Origin of the sequence: Pseudoalteromonas sp. BSi20429 (assembly GCF_000238895.1) — a bacterium.
GTDB lineage: Bacteria > Pseudomonadota > Gammaproteobacteria > Enterobacterales > Alteromonadaceae > Pseudoalteromonas > Pseudoalteromonas arctica.
The window spans coordinates 1-20873 of record NZ_BADV01000008.1 but is presented as its reverse complement, the minus strand read 5'-3'; the positions used below and the strand labels follow the sequence as shown (position 1 = coordinate 20873).

The 20873-nt window shown below is 37.8% G+C and carries 19 protein-coding genes and 4 pseudogenes; 6 read left to right on the top strand and 17 right to left on the bottom strand.

Going from position 1 to position 20873, the window contains the following annotated elements; all coding sequences use genetic code 11:
- Positions 1-90: 90 nt before the first annotated feature.
- On the bottom strand, positions 91-2478 hold the full coding sequence (locus P20429_RS17915; RefSeq protein ID WP_007580184.1) for a GGDEF domain-containing protein: 2388 nt from the start codon (positions 2476-2478) through the stop codon (positions 91-93).
- A 229-nt stretch (positions 2479-2707) separates the two neighbouring features.
- The gene (locus P20429_RS17920) at positions 2708-3817 is read right to left on the bottom strand and encodes an endonuclease/exonuclease/phosphatase family protein (RefSeq protein WP_033026227.1); all 1110 of its coding nucleotides are present in this window, start codon (positions 3815-3817) and stop codon (positions 2708-2710) included.
- Positions 3818-4276: 459 nt separating this feature from the next.
- On the opposite strand from P20429_RS17920, the gene P20429_RS17925 reads away from it, so the two are divergent.
- From P20429_RS17925 to P20429_RS17940, 4 genes are all read left to right on the top strand, one after another.
- A complete protein-coding gene (locus tag P20429_RS17925) occupies positions 4277-6571 on the top strand; it encodes a peptidase U32 family protein (protein ID WP_007580182.1) in 2295 nt (764 codons plus the stop codon).
- A 13-nt stretch (positions 6572-6584) separates the two neighbouring features.
- On the top strand, positions 6585-7244 hold the full coding sequence (locus P20429_RS17930; RefSeq protein WP_007580181.1) for a glutathione S-transferase: 660 nt from the start codon (positions 6585-6587) through the stop codon (positions 7242-7244).
- Between the two features lie 136 nt (positions 7245-7380).
- Entirely contained in the window at positions 7381-8643 is a 1263-nt protein-coding gene (locus P20429_RS17935; RefSeq protein ID WP_007580180.1) for a valine--pyruvate transaminase, read from the top strand.
- Between the two features lie 504 nt (positions 8644-9147).
- Complete coding sequence (locus tag P20429_RS17940) at positions 9148-10347, top strand: Nramp family divalent metal transporter (protein WP_007580176.1); 1200 nt, start codon at positions 9148-9150, stop codon at positions 10345-10347.
- Positions 10348-10450: 103 nt separating this feature from the next.
- Here the strand turns inward: P20429_RS17940 and P20429_RS17945 are convergent, their stop codons facing one another.
- Positions 10451-10903 (bottom strand): hypothetical protein, encoded by a 453-nt coding sequence (locus P20429_RS17945; protein ID WP_007580174.1) that lies wholly within the window; start codon positions 10901-10903, stop codon positions 10451-10453.
- Here P20429_RS17945 and P20429_RS17950 point away from each other — a divergent pair.
- On the top strand, positions 10888-12078 hold the full coding sequence (locus P20429_RS17950) for a PQQ-dependent sugar dehydrogenase (protein ID WP_007580172.1): 1191 nt from the start codon (positions 10888-10890) through the stop codon (positions 12076-12078). The two genes, P20429_RS17945 and P20429_RS17950, sit on opposite strands and share 16 nt — an antisense overlap.
- Before the next feature lie 197 nt (positions 12079-12275).
- On the opposite strand, the gene P20429_RS17955 is transcribed toward P20429_RS17950, so the two are convergent.
- From P20429_RS17955 to P20429_RS19115, 6 genes and pseudogenes are all read right to left on the bottom strand, one after another.
- Positions 12276-12698, bottom strand: coding sequence for a hypothetical protein (locus P20429_RS17955; RefSeq protein WP_237715141.1), 423 nt, complete (start codon positions 12696-12698; stop codon positions 12276-12278).
- Between the two features lie 126 nt (positions 12699-12824).
- A pseudogene (locus tag P20429_RS20800) lies at positions 12825-13010 on the bottom strand (hypothetical protein); the annotation flags it as partial.
- Between the two features lie 157 nt (positions 13011-13167).
- A complete protein-coding gene (locus tag P20429_RS17960) occupies positions 13168-13647 on the bottom strand; it encodes a hypothetical protein (protein ID WP_007580170.1) in 480 nt (159 codons plus the stop codon).
- Between the two features lie 110 nt (positions 13648-13757).
- Complete coding sequence (locus tag P20429_RS17965) at positions 13758-14222, bottom strand: hypothetical protein (RefSeq protein WP_007580169.1); 465 nt, start codon at positions 14220-14222, stop codon at positions 13758-13760.
- Positions 14223-14593: 371 nt separating this feature from the next.
- Positions 14594-14878, bottom strand: a pseudogene (locus P20429_RS17970) (Mobile element protein); the annotation flags it as partial.
- Between the two features lie 88 nt (positions 14879-14966).
- Positions 14967-15233: pseudogene (locus P20429_RS19115) on the bottom strand (transposase); the annotation flags it as partial.
- A gap of 38 nt (positions 15234-15271) precedes the next feature.
- Between P20429_RS19115 and P20429_RS20795 the strand changes: the two are divergent.
- Positions 15272-15412: pseudogene (locus tag P20429_RS20795) on the top strand (PQQ-dependent sugar dehydrogenase); the annotation flags it as partial.
- A gap of 219 nt (positions 15413-15631) precedes the next feature.
- Here the strand turns inward: P20429_RS20795 and P20429_RS17975 are convergent.
- The 8 genes from P20429_RS17975 to P20429_RS20070 all read right to left on the bottom strand — a co-directional run bounded on the left by P20429_RS17975 (position 15632) and on the right by P20429_RS20070 (position 20789).
- Positions 15632-15814 carry a hypothetical protein gene (locus P20429_RS17975; RefSeq protein ID WP_010552629.1) on the bottom strand — a complete coding sequence of 61 codons (183 nt, stop codon included), beginning with the start codon at positions 15812-15814 and terminating at the stop codon, positions 15632-15634.
- 201 nt (positions 15815-16015) lie between these two features.
- A complete protein-coding gene (locus P20429_RS17980) occupies positions 16016-16396 on the bottom strand; it encodes a hypothetical protein (RefSeq protein ID WP_007580161.1) in 381 nt (126 codons plus the stop codon).
- 454 nt (positions 16397-16850) lie between these two features.
- A complete protein-coding gene (locus P20429_RS17985; RefSeq protein ID WP_007580160.1) occupies positions 16851-17825 on the bottom strand; it encodes a transposase in 975 nt (324 codons plus the stop codon).
- A 271-nt stretch (positions 17826-18096) separates the two neighbouring features.
- Entirely contained in the window at positions 18097-18255 is a 159-nt protein-coding gene (locus P20429_RS20640) for a hypothetical protein (protein WP_007580159.1), read from the bottom strand.
- Positions 18256-18372: 117 nt separating this feature from the next.
- Positions 18373-18792: a hypothetical protein gene (locus tag P20429_RS19110; RefSeq protein WP_007375679.1), complete on the bottom strand. Its 420-nt coding sequence runs from the start codon at positions 18790-18792 to the stop codon at positions 18373-18375.
- Between the two features lie 497 nt (positions 18793-19289).
- Positions 19290-19745 carry a hypothetical protein gene (locus P20429_RS17990; RefSeq protein WP_007580157.1) on the bottom strand — a complete coding sequence of 152 codons (456 nt, stop codon included), beginning with the start codon at positions 19743-19745 and terminating at the stop codon, positions 19290-19292.
- 128 nt (positions 19746-19873) lie between these two features.
- Positions 19874-20437 (bottom strand): hypothetical protein, encoded by a 564-nt coding sequence (locus P20429_RS19105; RefSeq protein ID WP_007580156.1) that lies wholly within the window; start codon positions 20435-20437, stop codon positions 19874-19876.
- Positions 20400-20789, bottom strand: coding sequence for a hypothetical protein (locus P20429_RS20070; protein ID WP_050548717.1), 390 nt, complete (start codon positions 20787-20789; stop codon positions 20400-20402). Before P20429_RS20070 ends, P20429_RS19105 begins: the two co-directional genes overlap by 38 nt.
- Positions 20790-20873: the final 84 nt, after the last annotated feature.

Genomic DNA, 20873 nt, shown 5'->3' with positions numbered 1-20873 from the left:
TTACATGTGTAAGTAACTCACGGCGTTGTATAAAGTTTACTTGTTATGATTTTAAAAATAACATCAAAACTGAGCTGTATACTGCTGGGTTTACTCCGATCTAAAAAGCTTAAACTCTTCAAACGCACAATCCCACAACACAACTTGATTACGACCCAAAGACTTAGCCTCATAAAGTGCTAAATCGGCCTGTTCAATTAACTCAGAAGGCGTTCTGGCTTTAAATTTAATAGACGTAACCCCAAAACTACACGTAACAGGAATATCATCAAATATCGCTTTTTCTACTTTAATACGAATAGCCTCAGCAATACGTATTGCTTGCTCTTGAGTCGTATTGGGTAAAATAATACAAAATTCTTCGCCACCAAAACGGGCAACGCTATCGCTCGTACGTATATTGGCTTGTAAAAGACTGGCAACACCACAAAGTACGGTGTCGCCAATGCTGTGCCCATAAGTATCGTTAACACTTTTAAAATGGTCAATATCGACCATTAAAATACAATATTCTTCAATCTGAGGTAAATCCAAAAAGTCGCGACTCATAATCTCAAATAAAATGCGGCGGTTATAACAATTGGTTAAAGGGTCTCGCGCGGCCAAATAGTCTAACTCTTCATTACGTTTTTTAGAGGCAATAAAGCTTCGATAAACCAATAAAACAATAGCTAAACAAGCGGCTAATAAAAATGCGAGCGCAATACTCGCGTATTTGTTTTTTGCAAGCTCTAGCTCTGATATAACCCTAGCTTGGCCAGATATTTCAATTTCATTGTTTTTCTTTTCAAGCTCAAGTTGATGGAGTTTTTCTTTTTCTCTTAACGTTTCCAGCTCTATTTCCATTTTGTGAGAATGCAAATGTGCTTTTTCAAGAGCAAGCTTACTTTCGTCTCTTTCGTATTGAATGATTCCGGTCAGGGCTATTTCTTCTTCCGCGTAACGTAGTGATTCATTTATTCGTCCACGCTGTTTTTCTGCTATTCGAATTTCACGATAAGCGTATAGCATATGTAACTTATCATCTATTTCGGTTGATAAAGCGAGTGACCTTTTTAGTAAAGAAATCGCCTCATTTGTATCAATACCAATTAAAATCGCCGCAAGCGCTGTTAGCGACTTTATCTCATAAAGCTTACTGCCCGTTTCTCTGGCGAACGACAACGACTCTTTGTAATACTCTATAGCCTTGTTTTTATTCCCTTGGGCACGATAAATATTAGCAATAATACGCGCCGTTATAGAAATGTAGGATGTAAGATTTTTGGTTTTATAAGTTACGTAAGCTTTCTGAGCAAATCTCATCGCTGATTCTAAGTCGCCAGACTCATAGTTAATAACAGCCATTTCTCTTAAGGCCGACGCGAGCGTTTTTTCCTCGACCACACCTTTTGGTAAATCAATGGTTATTTGATAGAAAATCTCGGCCTGATCAAACTGCTTTAATCGTGTGTATAGCAGCCCCATTTGATTGGATGTTTTAGCAATCCCAAGCACGTTATTTACTTTTTTATAATATAAATATGCCTCATTTATATGCTTAAGTGATTTTTCATAAAGGTTGATATGTCGATAAATAATACCAGCACCTAATAATGCTTTAGCCAAGCCAACAGGATCGTCAATTTCTTTATGTATTTCTAATGCTCGAGTGCTGTAATCAAGGGCTAAAACTAAGTTGTCTAAATAGCGCTGCGCTTCTGCTAGTGTATTTAATGTACGCGCCATCAACTTTAAATCATCTAAATTAGTATATATCTCTAAAGCTTTGGTATAAAAATGAGCCGTTTGCTCTCTATTTTCAAGACGCTTATACGACTGAGCTAATTTTTTATACGTTTCACCTAACTGTTTTTGTATTTGTTCGTCTTTATTTACAAGGTATTTTAAAGCAGATGAATATTGCGTGATCGCGTCATTGTATTTTTTTTGTTCATAAAACGAATCCCCCTTTGTTAGGAGTACTTGTGCTATAAAAAACTCATCGCCATACACAAGCGTTGTTGGTAATAAAGTTTCAATGCGGTTAGCAAGTTCGTCATAACGTTTTTCATCTAATAATATTTTTATATAATTAATAGACGCCTTTATTTGGTTGCGTGAATCATTTAATTTACTGTAATAAGCCGAGGATTGTGAAAAGTGATGAAGCGATTCATTAATATTGTTATTTTTTTTATTCGCTTTACCTAATAAGTTATGTAATTTTGCGCTGAGTAACGTGTCATCAGCACTTTGCGCTTGTAACAACAACGCCTTACTTAGTTCGATACTTGTTATAACGTCAGTATCCATAAGTAATTCGGCTCTTTTTAGCAGCCCTGCGTTAGATTCATTGATTAAACTGTATGAGGTAGTTTCTTGCGCGTAAGCGCTACTTAAACTAATAAACAAAGCAAAAAGCAAAGCTTTCACTAACAATTTAGAATTATAAATTCGATTTACGAAGAAAGTGTGTACTTGCGAAGTTAAGTCCATCTTTCGCGTGTGATACGAGTAAGTGTAAAATTCCATATTTACCATTTTAGTGATTTGTTATTAATTTAATGCAAAAATTCTGGCGATAAAATATACACATAAAGACTGCAGGTCAAGTTTCGCTGCAATATGGGTAATTGTTAATTTATGATTTTAGCATAATTATGCATATTGCAGCTTAATTCTTTTTTAGCTTAATCGTACGCTGTAAGTTATTAAATGAGAAAACCTAGCTTCTTAGTTTAAGGGTAACCAATACAACACCGTGGTCGGTAGTTAAATCATCACGCTCATACTCGGGGTTTATTAAGTGCCTGTCGTAAGTGTTATAACCACTAACTTCAAAAAAGCTGTCATCGTAACTAGCGTCAAACTCACACGACAATAAAATGTAATCAAGCACAGAGCTGCTCGCGCCATAATAATGTGTTGGCGGCCTTAACGGTGCTGTCTTTGTTATATTTATATTTTTTACTTGGCTTTTATCCGCTGAATCAACAATCTCGCTGTTATTGCGATCACAATCACTTTGTTCATCGTTTGTTATTGCTTCATCGCTAAAAACCTCATCATTACTTAGCTGCGACTTAACAAACAAATCCCATGAATCATTTAGACAATATTTAGCGAGGTAGGTTTTAGCATCAAACGCAGGTGCAAAGCGTAGCGTACTCGTCAGTAAATGGCTTAATACGCCATCCGCTAGTTCATTATTAAAGTCCCCCATTAATAGCATGGGTTGTTGCGTAGCTTCGCGGCGAGTAATCATTTGTATCATTAGCAATGTAGCTTCACTGCCACGCTGAATAGTTGAGCCCCAACCACCCGCTACATTCGCTTTTAAAATCTCAATTATGTTTTGCTCGGGCGCTAGCTCTTTGTTGTGTTCATCAACATTAATCATCGGGCGCTTAGATTTAAAATGCACCACATAACAATCAGTATTGCCTATGTGCGGTAAAGTAACGTTCGCTCTCAATACCTTACGACTAAAAGTAAACTCACTATTAAGGCCAAGCGTACTTGCAAGCTCGCTGTCATGCTCAACCGCTGCTACCTCAACTATGGGGTATTTAGAGGCAATCGCTACCACGGGGCGCTTATAAATAAAATCATCAATCACCTCTGGCGTATCAACTACTGCAAAGTAGTTATAGCCTTGCTCAGCAACTAGCTCTTTTAACGAATCAATACTAAACACTTCCTGAAAACCAATCACATCAGGGGCATGCTCTGTTAAGTAATCAACAATCCAACGCTGCTTTTTAGCCCACTGCTGCGCGGTATAAATTTTCTCAAACTCATAATATGCATTGGGTGGCTCAAGATAGTTAAACAGGTTAAATGTGGCTATTTTTAGTTGGGTGTTAATAATTACAGATTCTTCACGGTTTAAATCTGTATCTAACTGTTTAAGATCTTGATTACTGATGGGTATCGCCTAAGTAAAGTTGAAAGTGTTGCTTGCTTATAAACTATCATTTTATTACATGTTTACGTAATAAATCAGCCTGCTTAATTGTAATTTTATACACTCTTTTATTCTATACCAATCCGCAATAATACTTAATCATTTTGCGGGGCTAAACGTGTCGCTACCTGTGTTAAAAAATTCTCATTTAGAACAACTAAATAGCGAATTTTTTGCCTAGCTATCAACACGTTTTTCCATCCTCAAAATAGATCACTTAATTAAGCGAATTGGTATTAGTCTTTATTATATCTCTCAATAAATAGCATTAACGTGCTTAACCAGATAAAATTCGCGGCAATTAAATATGAGCGAAGTGAAGTTGTCATGAGTAGAAAGATTGAACTATTAGCCCCAGGCGGTGATGTAAACGCGGTAAAAGCCGCCATTGTAGCCGGTGCTAATGCGGTTTATTGTGGGTTAGATACCTTTAATGCACGTAACCGAGCGTCTAATCTTTCGTTTGATGAGCTTAACGGCGCACTTCGCCTAGCCCATGAATACGGCTGTGAAATATTTTTAACGCTAAATGTAGTTATATTAGAGCACGAAATGGGTGCGCTATTTAAGCTACTAAACCAGCTAGTAAATACCACGCTCGATGGCATTATTGTGCAAGATTTAGGGTTATTCAATATTGTTAAAAAGCACTTTCCTACTTTGCATATTCACGCATCAACGCAGTTAACTACGCATAACGAATCACAGGTTGAGTTTTTAGCCCGCATTGGCGCTACACGCGTAAATTTATCGCGCGAGCTTAACTTAACTGAAATTAAAATACTGACCGACGTAGCGCATAAATGCGACGTATTAACCGAAGTATTTGTACACGGCGCCTTATGTATTGCGTTTTCAGGGCAATGTTATTCAAGCTCAGTAAGTGTGGGTAACTCGGGTAACCGTGGTCGCTGCTCGCAAGCGTGTCGTGATGAATACGAGCCAACGGCTATGGGTAACAAACACCCACTAAACTTAAAAGATAATTCAGCTTATTTTGACCTACCAGAGCTGGTAGCCGCAGGTGTTGACTCGTTAAAAGTAGAAGGTCGTATTAAAGGCGCTAACTACGTACATACGGTTATTGATAGCTGGCGCAAACAGATAGACACGTTTGTGCAAACCGGTAACCTAATTGAAGACGATTCAAGCTTATACAAAGTATTTAACCGTAACTTTACTAATAAGTTTTTAACCGGCGACATGACCAAAAACATGTTTACCGATAACCCACGCGACCATAGTTTTGATCACGCAAATGAAAAAAACAACGCAATTTCGGTAGTACAAATTTACGATGCTCAGCAAGAGCTTTCCACTCAAAAAAGTGAAATTGATTCGTTAGTTAAAAAGAAGATTGAATTTTTAGATATTTCAAAGCGCGAGCTTACATTAGAATTTACAGGGCAATTAAATCAGCCATTCACTGTAAACATAATTATTGAAGATAAAAACGATATTACGCTTTCGAATAAAAACGAAAAAGAGCCTCTACGCTTTGAAGTTCAATCGCAAATGCCTATGCAAACCGCCGATAAATCGGTTGTTGATATTGCTGCTATTGATAAACGTTTTAAAAGCTTTAGTAATGCCAATTTTGAAATTAAAAATATGGATTACTCAAACTTAGGCAACAACTTAAGCATTCCGTTTAAAGAGCTTGCCCGTATTAAGAAGCAAGTCGCGTTTTTATTAAACGAAGGTAAAGACGTACTCGCGCCTGTTGAACTGCCTAAACTAGTAAACCACGAAAAAGCAGATAAAAACAAAACAACACTCTCTATTTTAATATCGGACATAAAAGACGTCCATCTATGTGATTTAACAGATGGCGATGTTTACTTTAAATTACCTGAGAGCTTTAGAACCGATAACGATAAATACATCAACGTATTTTTAGAGCACCCGCAGTTAATTCCGTGGTTTCCGGCGGTGTTAATTGGTAAAGATTTTGAAGAAGCAGTGCGTTTGCTCGAGGTTGTAAAACCTAAGCTTATTATTAGTAACAACACAGGGGTTGCATTTAAAGCAGTGCAAATGGGTCTTGACTGGATTGCAGGCCCGTTATTAAACACTACAAACTCTTATGCGTTACTAACACTACAAGAAGATTTAAACGCAAAAGGCGCGTTTATTTCAAACGAAATAAACAAACCACAAATGCGTAGTATTAAACGCCCTAACAACTTTAAAATGATGTACAGCATTTATCATCCAATACTAATGATGACCAGCCGTCAGTGTTTTTTCCAGCAAACTGTAGGCTGTAAAAAACCACGTATTGACGCAAGCTGTATGTTGAGCTGTAAAAAAGAAACAACCGTTACCAATGTAAAAGGCATTAGCTTTGCTATTGATAAACAAAAAGGCGGCTACCCGAGCATTTATAACCACGAGCAATTTTTAAATATGGATATTGTGACCGATTATGCCGACAAGTTTGACGAGTTTATGATTGATTTAACCGACATTGGCTCAGGCGATAAAGAAAAACTCGATAAAGCCGTGTTACTTGCACACTTCCAAGATTTAATTAGTGGGCAAACACAAGCAGCTGATCAGTTAAATCACATGGTAAAAGTAAAAACACGTCAGCAATATGTTGAAGGCTTAAACAGCTAAGGTAAGTATTAAAATGACATTGCCATTATTATATTCATTACAACACTGCCCATATGCAATGCGCGCACGAATGGGTATTTTAATGGCAGAGCAACACGTGTTACTACGCGCTATAAAAACTAAAAATAAGCCACCGCATCTTTTGCAAATATCGCCAAAAGGCACGGTGCCTGTTTTATTACTGCCGAATAATCAAGTTATAGATGAAAGCCTAGATATTATGTTGTGGGCTTTAAAGCAAAACGATCCGCATAATTTACTGCATACTCAAGACCCATTAGCACTTGAGCGCATGCTTGAATTAATTAAGCTAAACGACACGAAATTTAAACCAGTCCTTGAAAAGTATAAGTTTTATGCTCGCACAAAAGACATGGCACAAATTTATTATCAAAAAGCCTGCGAAGAGTTTATTAAGCAATTTGAAGTAAAGCTAACTACCCATAAATACCTAATGGGCAATGAAAAAAGCCTAGCCGATTATGCTCTGCTGCCATTTATTAGACAGTTTGCCCGCGTAGATAAACATTGGTACTTACAAAGTGAATACACGCATGTACGCGCATGGTTAAACGAGTTTTTACACGCCCCCATGTTCACCAAAGTTATGACCAAATTTGATTTGTATATGGACTGCGGCGAAGAGTTTTTGTACGGCGTTAAAAAACCTTAACTTAGCCTTTGTTTTATAAGAAATTACATTGTCATAGCCAACTACAAAGCTAAGCATTGAATTATTCTCATCATCGAATTTAAGCCCTTTATTTACGCTATACTGCCCTCCCCATTACTAACAAACGCTATGCATTATGAACTACTCAAACTTTGGCACTAAATTCACACAACCCAACGGCATTACTCAGTTAATGGAAGATTTAGGTGGTGCTAAAAACAGCAACAATCCTAATATTGTTATGCTGGGTGGCGGTAATCCCGCACTAGTACCACAAGTAAATGAGGTTTTTTTAAGTGAATTACAAAAACTCGTTGCCAGTAACAAGGTATCGCAGGTATTTGGCCTTTACGACGGCCCGACTGGTAACGACGAGTTTAGAGCGGCATTAGCAGGCCAGCTAAGTAAAGAGTATGCATGGGATATTAGCGCCGATAACATAGCACTTGGTAATGGCAGCCAAGCTAACTTTTTTGTGCTGTTTAATATGTTGGCAGGCGAAATGCCGGATGGCAGCCATAAAAAGATTTTATTTCCCCTTGCGCCAGAGTACATAGGTTATGCCGATCAAGGTTTATCGGCTGATATGTTTGTTGCCATAAAGCCTGATATCGAAATTTTAAATACAGGTAGTGCATCAAAACAGTTTAAATACGTAATTGATTTTAAAGCAGTTGAAAAAGTACTAGCAAACGACAGCAGCATAAGCGCGCTGTGCGTATCACGCCCTACCAACCCAACAGGTAATGTAATTACCGACGATGAAGTAAAACACCTTGATTTGCTTGCTAAGCACTATGGTATTCCACTCATTATTGATAACGCGTACGGCGATCCGTTCCCAGGTTGTATTTACACCGACGCAAATCTAACGTGGAACTCAAACATTATTTTGTGTATGTCACTTTCAAAGCTGGGCCTACCGGGTTTACGCAGCGGTATTGTGGTTGCAAACAATGAGATTATTAAAGCAATTGGCCGCGTAAATGGCAGCATGGTGCTATCGCCAAATAGTATTGGTCCAAGCTTAGTGACACGCTTAATTAACGACGACGAACTACTCCCACTGTGCCGCAACGTTGTGTTGCCTTTTTATCGCAATAAAGCACACATAGCGATTGAGTTGTTTGATGAAGTATTTGCCGAACTGCCTGTTTATTTGCACAAAGTTGAAGGCGCATTTTTTATGTGGCTGTGGTTTAAAGATGCAAAAATGACAAGCGAGGTGTTGTATCAAAAGCTTAAAGAGCAAGACGTGTATGTGATCCCAGGTCACAACTTTTTTATCGGCATTGACGACAGCTGGGCGCACAAGCACGAGTGTATTCGTATTAACTATGCTACCGATGCAGATATCCTAAAAAAAGGCTTAGAAGCGATTAAAAACTTAATAAAGTAAATATACTGATGCCGATATTAATATCGGCATCAGTCATTTAACTCGCTTATATATACATTTAAAATTCATGCAAACGCACTGTATCCCCTTTAAATTTATATACAAGTTGGTATCCTACTCGACCTTTTTTAATAGCAATTCGCTTAATTAAGTGATCTATTCTGAGGTGAGAAAATCGTGTCGATAAGCAGGCAAAAATTTCGTTATTTAGTTGTTATCACTAATTGCTCCTGCATTGCTCTACCTCCTGCATCCATGCAGTCGTATATCAGAAATTTTTAACGCAGTTAGCGTCATATTTAATCCCTCAAATTGATTAAGTGTTATTGCGGATTGGTATAACATATGCTTATAAAAAAGAACTCGTCAAGGAGCGACTATCGCTGCAAGGCACTTACTGTAAGTGGCAGCAATAACACAACAGGCATCGCGTATAATTTATTGATTTTAAACGTTAGATGTAACTTTAAATAGCAACATGCAATAGCACTATTAAGGTCAATTATGCGATTAGGACCAGGACTACTTGTCACCGCTGCCTTCATTGGACCAGGGACTATTACTACCGCCAGCGTGGCAGGTGCAAACTTTGGTTTTGCACTTATATGGACATTACTGTTTTCAGTAGTTGCCACTATATTATTACAATCTATGGCGGCGCGCCTTGGCGTTGCTACCGGGCAAGATTTAGCTCAAGCACTCAGAGCACATATTCAAACGCCTTTATTTAAATCTTTAGCTATATTTTTAGTCATTAGCGCCATTGGTGTGGGCAGTGCAGCTTATGAAGCGGGTAACTTAAGTGGCGCTAGCATGGGATTAATTGAAATATTCCCTCAAGTTAGTCCTCAACTATGGACACCACTTATTGCTTTTTTAAGTGCTGCTTTACTGTATAGCGGCAAACATAAAGTGGTTGAAAACGCGCTAATTTTACTCGTTATTTTAATGAGCTTAGTGTTTATCTCAACACTTGTAATGGCAGCCCCTTCACTGGGTGATGTATTTGCTGGTTTTATTCCTAGTATACCTGAGGGTTCGATTACAACCATACTTGCTTTAGTTGGCACTACAATTGTGCCGTATAACTTATTTTTACACTCCGGCGTACTCGCTGCTAGACACGACAGTAACAGCGACATGAAAAAAGTGATTAAACAAACAAATGTTGATACAGGCCTATCAATCACTTTAGGCGGTGTGATCACTTTAGCTATTTTATCTACAGCTTCAGTTGCATTTTATGGCACCGATGCGGGGCAAATTAGTGCGGCTAACATGGCCGTGCAGCTAGAGCCATTGCTTGGTGACGCCGCTCATTACTTTTTTGCTATTGGTTTATTTGCTGCAGGTTTAACAAGTGCTATTACAGCGCCACTTGCGGGTGCTTATGCTGTGTGTGGCATGTTAGGTTGGTCAAACGATATGGGTAACACGCGCTTTAAAGGCGTCGCTATTGTTATTTTATTGTTTGGTGCTGCGGTGGCGTCACTCGGTTTAGACCCTGTCGCGGTAATTATATTCGCACAAGCGGCTAACGGTTTATTACTTCCTATTGTTAGCACCTACCTTGTATGGCTGGTTAATCAAAAAGGGGTTATGGGAAACTACACTAACTCTTTGGTATTAAACCTGGTTACCCTACCCGTTTTAATCCTAATTTTTGGGCTAAGTAGCTACAAACTAATTAGTTTAATTTTTTAATTAAATTCTAAAAACCATATTTAAAGGCCGCTGTTTACAATAAACAGTGGCCTTTATTTATTAATCACTAAATAACGTACAAGCCGTATTTATATTCACACATCTAACACGCTTTTTGGGTTTTAGTTGCCTTAACTAATTGCGAAAACGCAAAACCACCTACCCCGCCTGCAAGCAGTTGAGCATAAAAACCCCAGCCTCTTGCGCCCGCTATAATATGAATATTCATAATTGATTCAATGGCAATTAACACAATAGCAAATGTCACAATGCCAGCGATAACAAATAGTTGAGTACTGTATTTTTGAACCTTTTTATTAAGCTTTGCGGTAACAAAAAAAGCGATGGCAAGTGCTACGGCAATAATAGCGCCGTAGGTAGGTAATAGGCCTAACCAATCATCAAGCGTTAAACTAGCACGATCACTAAAGCCCACCACTACACCTACATTAACTAATTGATTGACAACGTATTGGCTATGAAACAAGCTAGCAAGTGTGAATGTAAGTAACCAAGAAACTAAAAATGAAGGCAATATACGTGTTAAAAACGACATGGTTATCTCAACTTAAAATAAAGCTTTTCTCTTATGCTAGCCATGCTAGCAAAGGCTTGCCCCGTAAACAATGTATCTCTTTTTTTACTTTGCTTTCGCTTTTTTCGTTTTCTGTTCATGCAGATGCTACGTTACCAAAGGAGCAATACAGTACAAAAGCACTGGCTACGCAATTACAGTCTCCGTGGAGCATGGTTGAACTACCAAACGGCACATGGTTAATTACAGAGCGTGATGGCCACGTAGTTATAGTTAAAAACAACGTGCAATCAAGAGTAAAATTAAACCTAACAGGTTTATACGTTGCAGGCCAAGGTGGTTTACTCGACATTGTATTATCACCAGATTATAACGACTCCAAAGAAATTATTTTTACTTATGCCCAAGGTAATGCAAGCGCAAACAGGCTTGTTGTTGCCAAAGCCACGTTTAATGGCACTGACTTTTCAAAGCCTAACGTTATTTATAAAGTAGCGACTGATAAAAACACACCGCAACATTACGCAGGACGCGCCCTTGTCCTACCCGACAATACGTTATTAATTTCAACGGGCGATGGTTTTGACTTTAGAGAGCAAGCACAAGTTATCACCAGCCAACTTGGTAAAATATTACGTATAAACCTAGATGGTACCATTCCAACAGATAACCCATTTATTAATCACAAAAACCTAAGTGCACATGCTGTTTACTCACTCGGTCATCGTAACCCTCAAGGCTTAGTTTATGATTACGATACGCAGCAAATTGTTAGCAACGAACACGGCCCTGCAGGCGGTGACGAGCTAAACTACTTAACCGCTGGGACTAATTACGGCTGGCCGGTAATCACCTATGGCAAAGATTACTCGCAAGCGCGTATTTCACCATTTACCGAATATAAAGGCATGCAAAAACCAAGTGTTAATTGGACGCCATCAATAGCGCCATCAGGCATGGCGTATTACGGCTCTAAACATACCGCCTTCCCTTCATTGCAACAACATGTGCTTATCACTACTCTTGTTGATAAAAAGCTCTACAGCGTTAATCTGGTAAGTGGTGAATTTACGCAGTCTCACGTGTTTCCCAAGGCTGCAGGCAGGTTAAGAGATGTGTTTATAACTGATAAAGGTAACGTCGCGGTATTAACTGACGGTAAAGAGGCAAAGCTAATGTTGATGACAGCAAATTAATTAACAAAGGGGGTAAGAGCCGCTTCGCTTTTAAAGTAAGATAGCGGCTTTAAATAAGCCACTTTGGTTAATTAAGTAATTTGATCAGTAATATCAGGGTTTAACCCCTTTAGTTTTAAGATTAAAGTGAGCGTCTTTATTATGTTATTAATAACGTTCTTGTCTCCAACTGCCTTTGCATATAATTACTGTGCTTTTTAATTACCCGATTCTAATTGCTGTCTCAATAATTCAATAAGTTGAGTGTTAAGCCCGGTAATTTCTGCTTCTAGCACCTTCACTTTAGCCTGCGACTCTTCATCATCTTTACTGCGTAACAATGCAGTTTCCTGTAGTAGTTTTTCTATCTTTTCTTGTATTTCAGCAATCTGTTCATCAATAGGGTCACCTTCTGATTGTGATGCCTGACTTGCATCTTCATTGCCTGATAATTTACGTAACGCTTCACGATTTTGAGCTTCCAGACTTTTTTCTTTTCCTTCTTCGGATATATCCACTTGGTCACTTTGAACCGCTGCTTTGTGCACAGTCGCTTTTTCGGTTACGTCATCAGCTACCACCTTTAAAATTTGTTTTTGCGGGTAAGTTTCTAAAGGTTTAGAGGTTATGTGAACTGACATTTTATCCATTTTAATATTCCTTGTTCCGTCCATTATTGGCGATCAGTAGTTAACTATAAATATAATGCTTTACCAAAAGCCAATTGTAATAGCCCTTGTTTGATTGTTTATTAGATTACACTTTACTCACAAGCTTGCCCATTGTTGTTTTAAACCAACAAGGTGAACAATACCAAAAGATAAACAAATAATAGAACTCCAAACCCAAAATTCAGGCGAACGCCCCATAGGGTTATTTATTAGAAAGAATCCAGTAATCCCACGAGCTAAATAAATAAAAGTTATTAACACAAGAGCTAGGCGGATGAATGGACACGAATACTATTTAGGCGCTGGAAAACACCTACGCCCTTACTTTTCAATCAGCTTACTTAACCACATTGAAAAGTAAGGGATCCCCGCTGTTAAAATTTGCGGTGGAAAGTGAGCTTTAGTGCTTGCTGTCCACCTAAGGGCGTGTTGTTATGCTCTATTCCCAAAGCTCACATTCGACAACCACGTTAAAATAACTGCTCTTCAGAAGCTCACAAAATGGAGTTATGTGGTTTGCACCACATATCACGAGTAATTGTTTCCCTTGCATAGCTTTAAGGCGCTTTAGCCATTCTTTTTCACGTGTTCTGAACGTACTTTGTTTTCGGGCTTCACTCTCAGCGGTTGCCTCTGGTGATTCATTGTCATCAAATTCCATGAAAATGCTATTTTCAATTTGATTTAAACTCTCAATGCCAAGAGCAATACGTTCCTGCTCATTTGGTTCAATTACCTTGTATTCAATGCCTAGGTGAACAGCAATATCCGAAACTACAGAATCGCTAACATCAATCTCTTCAGCAATAGCATCTACATTGTGTTTTGAAATATTTTCGTTTATGTATTCGCGAAAATCAGGTCTCGTAAAATCTCTTTGAATGGTGTGGCTAGTGCCAATTAATACTACTTGAGTCAATGAGTTCACCTTAGAAAATAACGCCCGCGTTAAGCGGACAAAAATTGTGGATTATAATGTGTAACGAAGCGAAACGTAACCAACTGTTTTTATTTTATTTAAACGCCTTGTTATAACCATACATTACGTACTTTCAGATCTTTTTTTGACAAAGTAACTAATTTTTTAAGACATTTGCTAGCTTCAATCTTTAGAGGTCCATAATAGTCATCAGGATCGATAATTTCGCCAACTCTAAAATCTATAAATGCTCGCAAAGCTGTATTTGCATCCTCTGAAAATAAAAATGAACCAGTATCTGCTAGCTTTCTTATTTTGGGTCTAGCTTCACCAATAATAACATTCAAAAATTGCTTCTGTTCATCTGTTAAGTTATTCGTGTCCCAAGTGTTTTTATGAACTTCGTAGTAATGCACGATATCAGAAAGAGCTTCTATTGCATTTTGATATGCCGAAACACGGAGTTCCCACCATTTCTTATGGCGAAAGTCTCGATTTGCCATAAAAGATGCGAACAATCCTGCAATGATTCCTACTGAGCCTAGTTTAATTAATTCGAGTATCACTGATTGCATATTGACCTTGGTTATAACGAGCCTGTAGATTAACTCGTTTTTAAATTTGTTTTATTGATAAACAAACCATAGCTGAGTTCCTATTTTGGTTCAATTGATTACTGTCTTTTTACGCAGCATATAAAGACGTGTTTGAAATTGTTTTAATTGGCGTTTTAGAAGGGATTACGGATGTTTGAGCGGCTTTATTTTAGGTTAAAAGCGCTCCCCCCTTCTTAATGGAGCGTGTTTTGCAGCTTTTCTATATTATGATAAGGTAATACATTTACCCCAGCGAAATCTAAAGGTATTCACTTTCATTTGATCCCGTAAGGTCAGTTTATTCATATTTTTATGGATAGTAATTTTAGGATGGGTGTCTAATTAATTTCCCAGCGAATAACAATCGCTTTATCATTTAGCCTATTCGCTCTTTTATCATCAATATACAGCACTAAATGGGTGTGATTACTCATAACAGCATAAGCACATACATCAATACAAAACACTTTGGCTAACTCAAGCAGTTTATCTTCAACCCAGCCTCTACGATGCTCGTAGGATTGACCTGTAAAGTGGTCTTCCCCACATAAAAATGCACGGCGTACGCAACGTGATATGCAATGGTAGTACTTTGTATCAACCAAACTTACTTGGCGCTTTCTTGCAATTGCCATAAGACACCCTGCTTATTTTTCACACTGATAAAAGCCTAGTACTTAGTTCACTAAACTGCAAAAAATAGGATGGGTGTCACTGTTATCGCTCTTTCTTAAGCTTTTGAATGTTATCCAGCTCTTTTTTTGTTGGGAGTTTACTCATTGTTTTGTTGTTGCTTTGATAGCGCGGCGCGTTTTTAAACTTACCTTCTCGATACTCTTTTCGCCAACGACTAAGCATTAACGGATGAATATCTAGCGCATCGGCAACGTCCTTTGACATGACATCGTCTCGTAAGCTTAGTTCGACTGCTTTGATTTTGAAATTAACGGGGTAAAACCATGTCTTTCTAGGTTGAGTATATCTACGCATTAAACTAGACAGCCACTCCAATTGTAAATTAATCTGGCGCTAATGGTGAGTTTACGCAGTCTCACATATTCCCAGAGACCGCAGGACGATTAAGAGATGTGTTTGTAACAACTGAGGAAAATATAGCTATATTAACCGATGGGGAAGATTCAAAGCTTATGTTGGTGATACCGAATTAATTTACATGAAATAACCAACAATAAAGCTAATGGCCAAAGGAAAACCTCATAATACCATCATCAAATCATTGACGTTTAAGTGGACACGAATACTATTTAGGTGCTGGAAAACACATACGCCCTACGATGAATCAACTTACTTAACCGCTGTTAAAATTTGCGGTGGAAAGTGAGCTTTAGCGCTTGCTGTCCACCTCAGGGCGTGTTGTTAGCTGTAGATTAGTTGCGGGGGTGTTCGTTACATTGCTGCTTTTTACCAAAAACACCAAACCAAAATGTAAGTTCCAAAGCCACACCTAAAACAACAAAGATAACTATGCCTTGAGAAAATCCGTAGCCATACGAAATAAGAGCGGCTAATAATAAACCCGCCAAAATTATCCATTTGTGTAATATTTTCATAAATCCCTCTTATTAAAACAATTAAGTACCAATTAAATATATGTGCAGAATATTTTTTGAGCAAGGGCAAATCTGTAACATTATATAATCACAACAGTACGACAATACAGCTAACGCTCCCATAAGCCGTGAGCTGTGCTGGCACAATTTGTTGCGCCTTTGTTCTTTGCAACAGCGTTGCGAATCAGCTTGATGGGCTTGTTAGTTACCTTTTGCAAACTGCCAAAAGTCTCTGTTTGCATATAAAACCCAATTTAAACTTTTTGGCACCATATAGAAATAAAGAATTTCGGTATCGCTTTGAAAAGCATTAAAGCTAGCCCAGTTTAAATCTAGCTGTTCAGTTAACCTTTTAGTTAAACCTGAATCTTTGTATATGCGTTCGAAAGACTCAAAGACAAACACAGTCTCGTTATTTTGATACTCTAATAGGTTTGAGAAAATCTGATTAAATTGATCTTCAGATAACCAAGGCTTCAATTCTGAATTGGAGTTTTTAGTGATTTCCCAAAAATTAGAAGTAAGTTTTAATTCTTGGTCATTTTCAGTATCGATAATCGATTTCAAATCATCAAAATTCAACTGTGACTCCTAAGGCAACTAAAAAGCCTGTAGATTAACTCGTTTTTAAATTTGTTTTTATTGATAAACAAACCATAGCTGAGTTCCTATTTTGGTTCAATTGATTACTGTATTTTTACGCAGAATATAGAAGTGTTTGATATTGTTTTAATTGGCGTTTTGGAAGGGATTACGGGTGTTTGAGTGGCTTTTATTTTAGGTTAAGAGTGCTTCCCCTTCTTAATGGATCGTGTTTTGCAGCTATTAAATTAGACAGCCACTCCAGTTGTAAACTAATCTAGCGCCACTAAATTTACTTTTTTGGGCTAAGAGTTCATCTTTTTTTATATCTTTACTCGCGCGTTACACATTAAATAAGCAATTGTCACTGTTAAACCTAAATTACACGCATGAAAATGACTGCATAATGCAGTTGTGATTTATTACTGAATAGTTTTACTGAGTAGTTTAAGTTTTATGCCAGTAGCTTTTCGCAGTTACTGATATTCGCTCGCCGCTTTCGGTTTAAGTTTTCACAATAACCTTCTTGTGAGGCTGGCCTGCCGACTGCACCATGAAATACACGCGTAAATTGTGTGGTGAGCTTTAACCAGTTTTCTGGGGAGATATTAACTCTTTCGAGTAAGGGTAAGTGTGTACTTTCAATATAACCACGTTTGTCTTCTCGTATACAGCGCCCTGTTAGCTCAACAAGTTCAAGGTACGATTTAAGCTCAAACGGCAGCCCTTTTGGCATAATTTGACGTGGCATGCCTGCAAAGCGCAGTAGTTGTTTTGGTTGCTTGCCATCCTTTGCATACGTTAAACGCTGTTTGATGCTGGTATGGTCTGACTCTTCTTGGGTGTTAGCCATTTTGGCTCTAATGGGGTTTAAATCGACATACGCCATGCAGGCCGCAAGGGCTGCTTCATCTAATAATGCTTGAGACGTAAATCGTCCCTCCCAAAAACGGCCAGTGCAGTTATCTTCTTTATTTGCTCTGCGAGCAATGTTTTCATTTAACAACCGCATAAACCAGCTAATACTTGATAGGCGCTCGCGGTATTGTTTTACTGTTTGATTAAAAAAGATAAGTTCAGCTTTACTTAGCTTTTCACCCTGTATGTATTTTTGCGTAAGTACAGTGCCTTTACACAGCTTGTGCCAGCGAATAACAATCGCTTTATCATTTAGCCTATTCGCTTTTTTATCATCAACATACAGCACTAAATGGGTGTGATTACTCATAACAGCATAAGCACATACATCAATACAAAACACTTTGGCTAACTCAAGCAGTTTATCTTCAACCCAGCCTCTACGATGCTCGTAGGATTGACCTGTAAAGTGGTCTTCCCCACATAAAAATGCACGGCGCACGCAACGTGATATGCAATGGTAGTACTTTGTATCAACCAAACTTACTTGGCGCTTTCTTGCAATTGCCATAAGACACCCTGCTTGTTTTTCACACTGATAAAAGCCTAGTACTTAGTTCACTAAACTGCAAAAAATAGGATGGGTGTCACTGTTATTGATGCACTTTCGTTTGACCCCATAAGGTCAGTTGATTCATGTCTCTATTGACAGTAATTTTAGGATGGGTGTCTAATTAATTTCCTTGGCCCCAGCGTAAACCAAAGGTATTCACTTTCGTTTGACCCCATAAGGTCAGTTTATTCATGTCTCTATTGACAGTAATTTTAGGATGGGTGTCTAATTAATTTCCTCGTTCGGATATATCCACTTGGTCACTTTGAACCGCTGCTTTGTGCACAGTCGCTTTTTCGGTTACGTCATCAGCTACCACCTTTAAAATTTGTTTTTGCGGGTAAGTTTCTAAAGGTTTAGAGGTTATGTGAACTGACATTTTATCCATTTTAATATTCCTTGTTCCGTCAATTATTGGCGAGAAGTAGTTAACTATAAATATAATGCTTTACCAAAAGCCAATTGTAATAGCCCTTGTTTGATTCTTTATTAGACTACACTTTACTCACAAGCTTGCCCATTGTTGTTTTAAACCAACAAGGTGAACAATACCAAAAGATAAACAAATAATAGAACTCCAAACCCAAAATTCAGGCGAACGCCCCATAGGGTTATTTATTAGAAAGAATCCAGCAACACCTCGGGCTAAATAAATAAAAGTTATTAATACAAGAGCTAGGCGGATGAATGGAAGTTTAAAAATAACACCTGCGGCTGAAAATGCATACAATGACCAAGTTGATAGAATCAGAACAATTACACTAGTAATAAGAGTTGGTTTAATACTTCCTTGCTCAGAAAGTAATGCCATTTGCTCTCCTGCACCGAAGAACCGATACCAAGAACCTCCAAAATAGATACAACCCAAATGCAAAGTTGCTACAACAGCACTTAATGTACCTGCAATTATTAGAAAAACATTCATAGAGCGATAAAACCTCCGTGAGACATAACGAACCTGTAAATTAGCTGGTTTATTTATCTTGATAAACAAACCATAGCCGGGTTTCTACCTGGGTACAATCGATTGTTGAATGTTTACGCGTGATATCAAAGCTCGCATTAAACTAGACAGCCACTCCAATTGTAAATTAATCTGGCTAATGGTGAGTTTACGCATTCTCACATATTCCTAGAGACCGCAGGATGATTAAGAGATGTGTTTGTAACAACTGAGGAAAATATAGCTATATTAACCGATGGGGAAGATTCAAAGCTTATGTTGGTGATACCGAATTAATTTACATGAAATAACCAACAATAAGCTAATGGCAAAAGGAAAACCTCATAATACCATCATCAAATCATTGACGTTTAAGTGGATACAAATCCTATTTAGGTGCTGGAAAACACATACGCCCTACGATGAATCAACTTACTTAACTGCATTGAAAAGTAAGGGATCACCGCTGTTAAAAGTTGTTATATTTTTTCAACTGCATCCATATTTGAAATAATTAGCTTGTATCCAATTTCTAATGTAGATGAACTTGCCCTATCAGCTCCCTCATCTACATCGTGGAATTCAGAAGTGACATTCCATTCATTTAAAATACGGCAGTTACTATGCCACTTACTCTCTGAAAAAATCACATCACTTAGAGAAATGCCTTTTTGGTTCATAGTAATATCTATTACTTTCCCGTTGCTTTCGATCCAATAATGTGAAAAGCCATTAGGTTCTCCATTAACTATTTTGAAACTATGAAGAGGAAATTTTCTTATAAGAAAACGAGATAATAAATGGCTAGTCATAACACAGCACGCTTGAGGAAAGCGTTTAAACTTTCTAAACTCATGTCCTAATCTTTGTAGTTCAATATCTTGGACTGTATTTTTAAAGTCATGAACAGCTAACGTAATTTCATTTATATCCATAAATACAACTCTACAATTAAAGAAACATAACGCCGCGTTAAGCGGACTAAAATTGTTGGTTATAATGTGGAGCGAAGCGGAGCCTAACCAACTGTTTTAGTTCCGTTTAAACGCCTTGTTAGTTGCTTTTACCTGATTAAATACGATGGTAAAATTAGCTTTGACTCTCTAGTCACTTCTGCAACGTCAATCCCTGTACTCAATACAGAATCACCATCATACTTGGCATCTTGAATAACTTGCTCGATAGTTATTTCACCACGGATTACAGATACAATAATATCAAAGTAGCCTTTAAGGATATGCTTAATCTCATGTTGTATCTCATCTGGGTTAATAAGAGTGCTTTCTGGATGATTATTCATAACAGCCTTATTTACAGCGCCCCAATCATTATTTAGATCAAAGTATAAAATTGGGTAATGATAGTTTTGAATTGAAGGCAACACATAGCTCAAACCATCATGGCTTGCTTTCACTTGCAGCCCAGCGGGCTTTGCAGATACATTATTATCGGAGCTTATGCATAATAATTGGTTTTGCGTATTGTCTTTTTCAACCCAAATTATATCTCTCTGTGTATCACTTGGGTTGTAATGTTGCCTATACTTATTTTTAGTTCTCATTGACCCTGTAGCTACAGCAACATAATCATCAAGTTTTTTTATGTGATCTAGCACCAAATCGTGCATACATACCAAGAGTTCTGTTAACTTCTGGGTATTCATTGCATAAGTTAACGATTAAAGACTCTGCAATACAACCAATTAATCTCGTTGCATCAGCATGAGCATTACCCGTTAAAATTTGCTTTAATACCAAATCCTCAGAAATGTATGACTCTTCAATCAGTACATCCAAAAGCGTATTACCATAAGCGGCTGTTTGAAGATTAATTGATGGTTTTTTAAGAAACTCTGATAAAGATTGAGAGTGTCGGACTTCACCAGAATCCCCTTCAACAACAACTTTAATATTGGGTGGAATATAAATAGTCAAACAATAATCTCTCGTAGATGATGAATTCAGACTTTGCCAAGGCATATAACGCCTAAATAACAGGCTAAAAATAGTGGGCTAAAATGGAGCGGAACGAACAGCCCGCTGTTTTTAGTCCTTGTTGATTTT

Bases quoted from the DNA above. Each gene is read 5' to 3' on its own strand.
- P20429_RS17915 (WP_007580184.1), bottom strand. From the start codon at position 2,478: ATGGACTTAACTTCGCAAGTACACACTTTCTTCGTAAATCGAATTTAT.
- P20429_RS17925 (WP_007580182.1), top strand. From the start codon at position 4,277: ATGAGTAGAAAGATTGAACTATTAGCCCCAGGCGGTGATGTAAACGCG.
- P20429_RS17930 (WP_007580181.1), top strand. From the start codon at position 6,585: ATGACATTGCCATTATTATATTCATTACAACACTGCCCATATGCAATG.
- P20429_RS17935 (WP_007580180.1), top strand. From the start codon at position 7,381: ATGAACTACTCAAACTTTGGCACTAAATTCACACAACCCAACGGCATT.
- P20429_RS17940 (WP_007580176.1), top strand. From the start codon at position 9,148: ATGCGATTAGGACCAGGACTACTTGTCACCGCTGCCTTCATTGGACCA.
- P20429_RS17945 (WP_007580174.1), bottom strand. From the start codon at position 10,903: ATGTCGTTTTTAACACGTATATTGCCTTCATTTTTAGTTTCTTGGTTA.
- P20429_RS17955 (WP_237715141.1), bottom strand. From the start codon at position 12,698: ATGTCAGTTCACATAACCTCTAAACCTTTAGAAACTTACCCGCAAAAA.
- P20429_RS17965 (WP_007580169.1), bottom strand. From the start codon at position 14,222: ATGCAATCAGTGATACTCGAATTAATTAAACTAGGCTCAGTAGGAATC.
- P20429_RS17975 (WP_010552629.1), bottom strand. From the start codon at position 15,814: ATGAAAATATTACACAAATGGATAATTTTGGCGGGTTTATTATTAGCC.
- P20429_RS17985 (WP_007580160.1), bottom strand. From the start codon at position 17,825: ATGGCAATTGCAAGAAAGCGCCAAGTAAGTTTGGTTGATACAAAGTAC.
- P20429_RS20640 (WP_007580159.1), bottom strand. From the start codon at position 18,255: ATGGATAAAATGTCAGTTCACATAACCTCTAAACCTTTAGAAACTTAC.
- P20429_RS19110 (WP_007375679.1), bottom strand. From the start codon at position 18,792: ATGAATGTTTTTCTAATAATTGCAGGTACATTAAGTGCTGTTGTAGCA.
- P20429_RS17990 (WP_007580157.1), bottom strand. From the start codon at position 19,745: ATGGATATAAATGAAATTACGTTAGCTGTTCATGACTTTAAAAATACA.
- P20429_RS19105 (WP_007580156.1), bottom strand. From the start codon at position 20,437: ATGCACGATTTGGTGCTAGATCACATAAAAAAACTTGATGATTATGTT.
- P20429_RS20070 (WP_050548717.1), bottom strand. From the start codon at position 20,789: ATGCCTTGGCAAAGTCTGAATTCATCATCTACGAGAGATTATTGTTTG.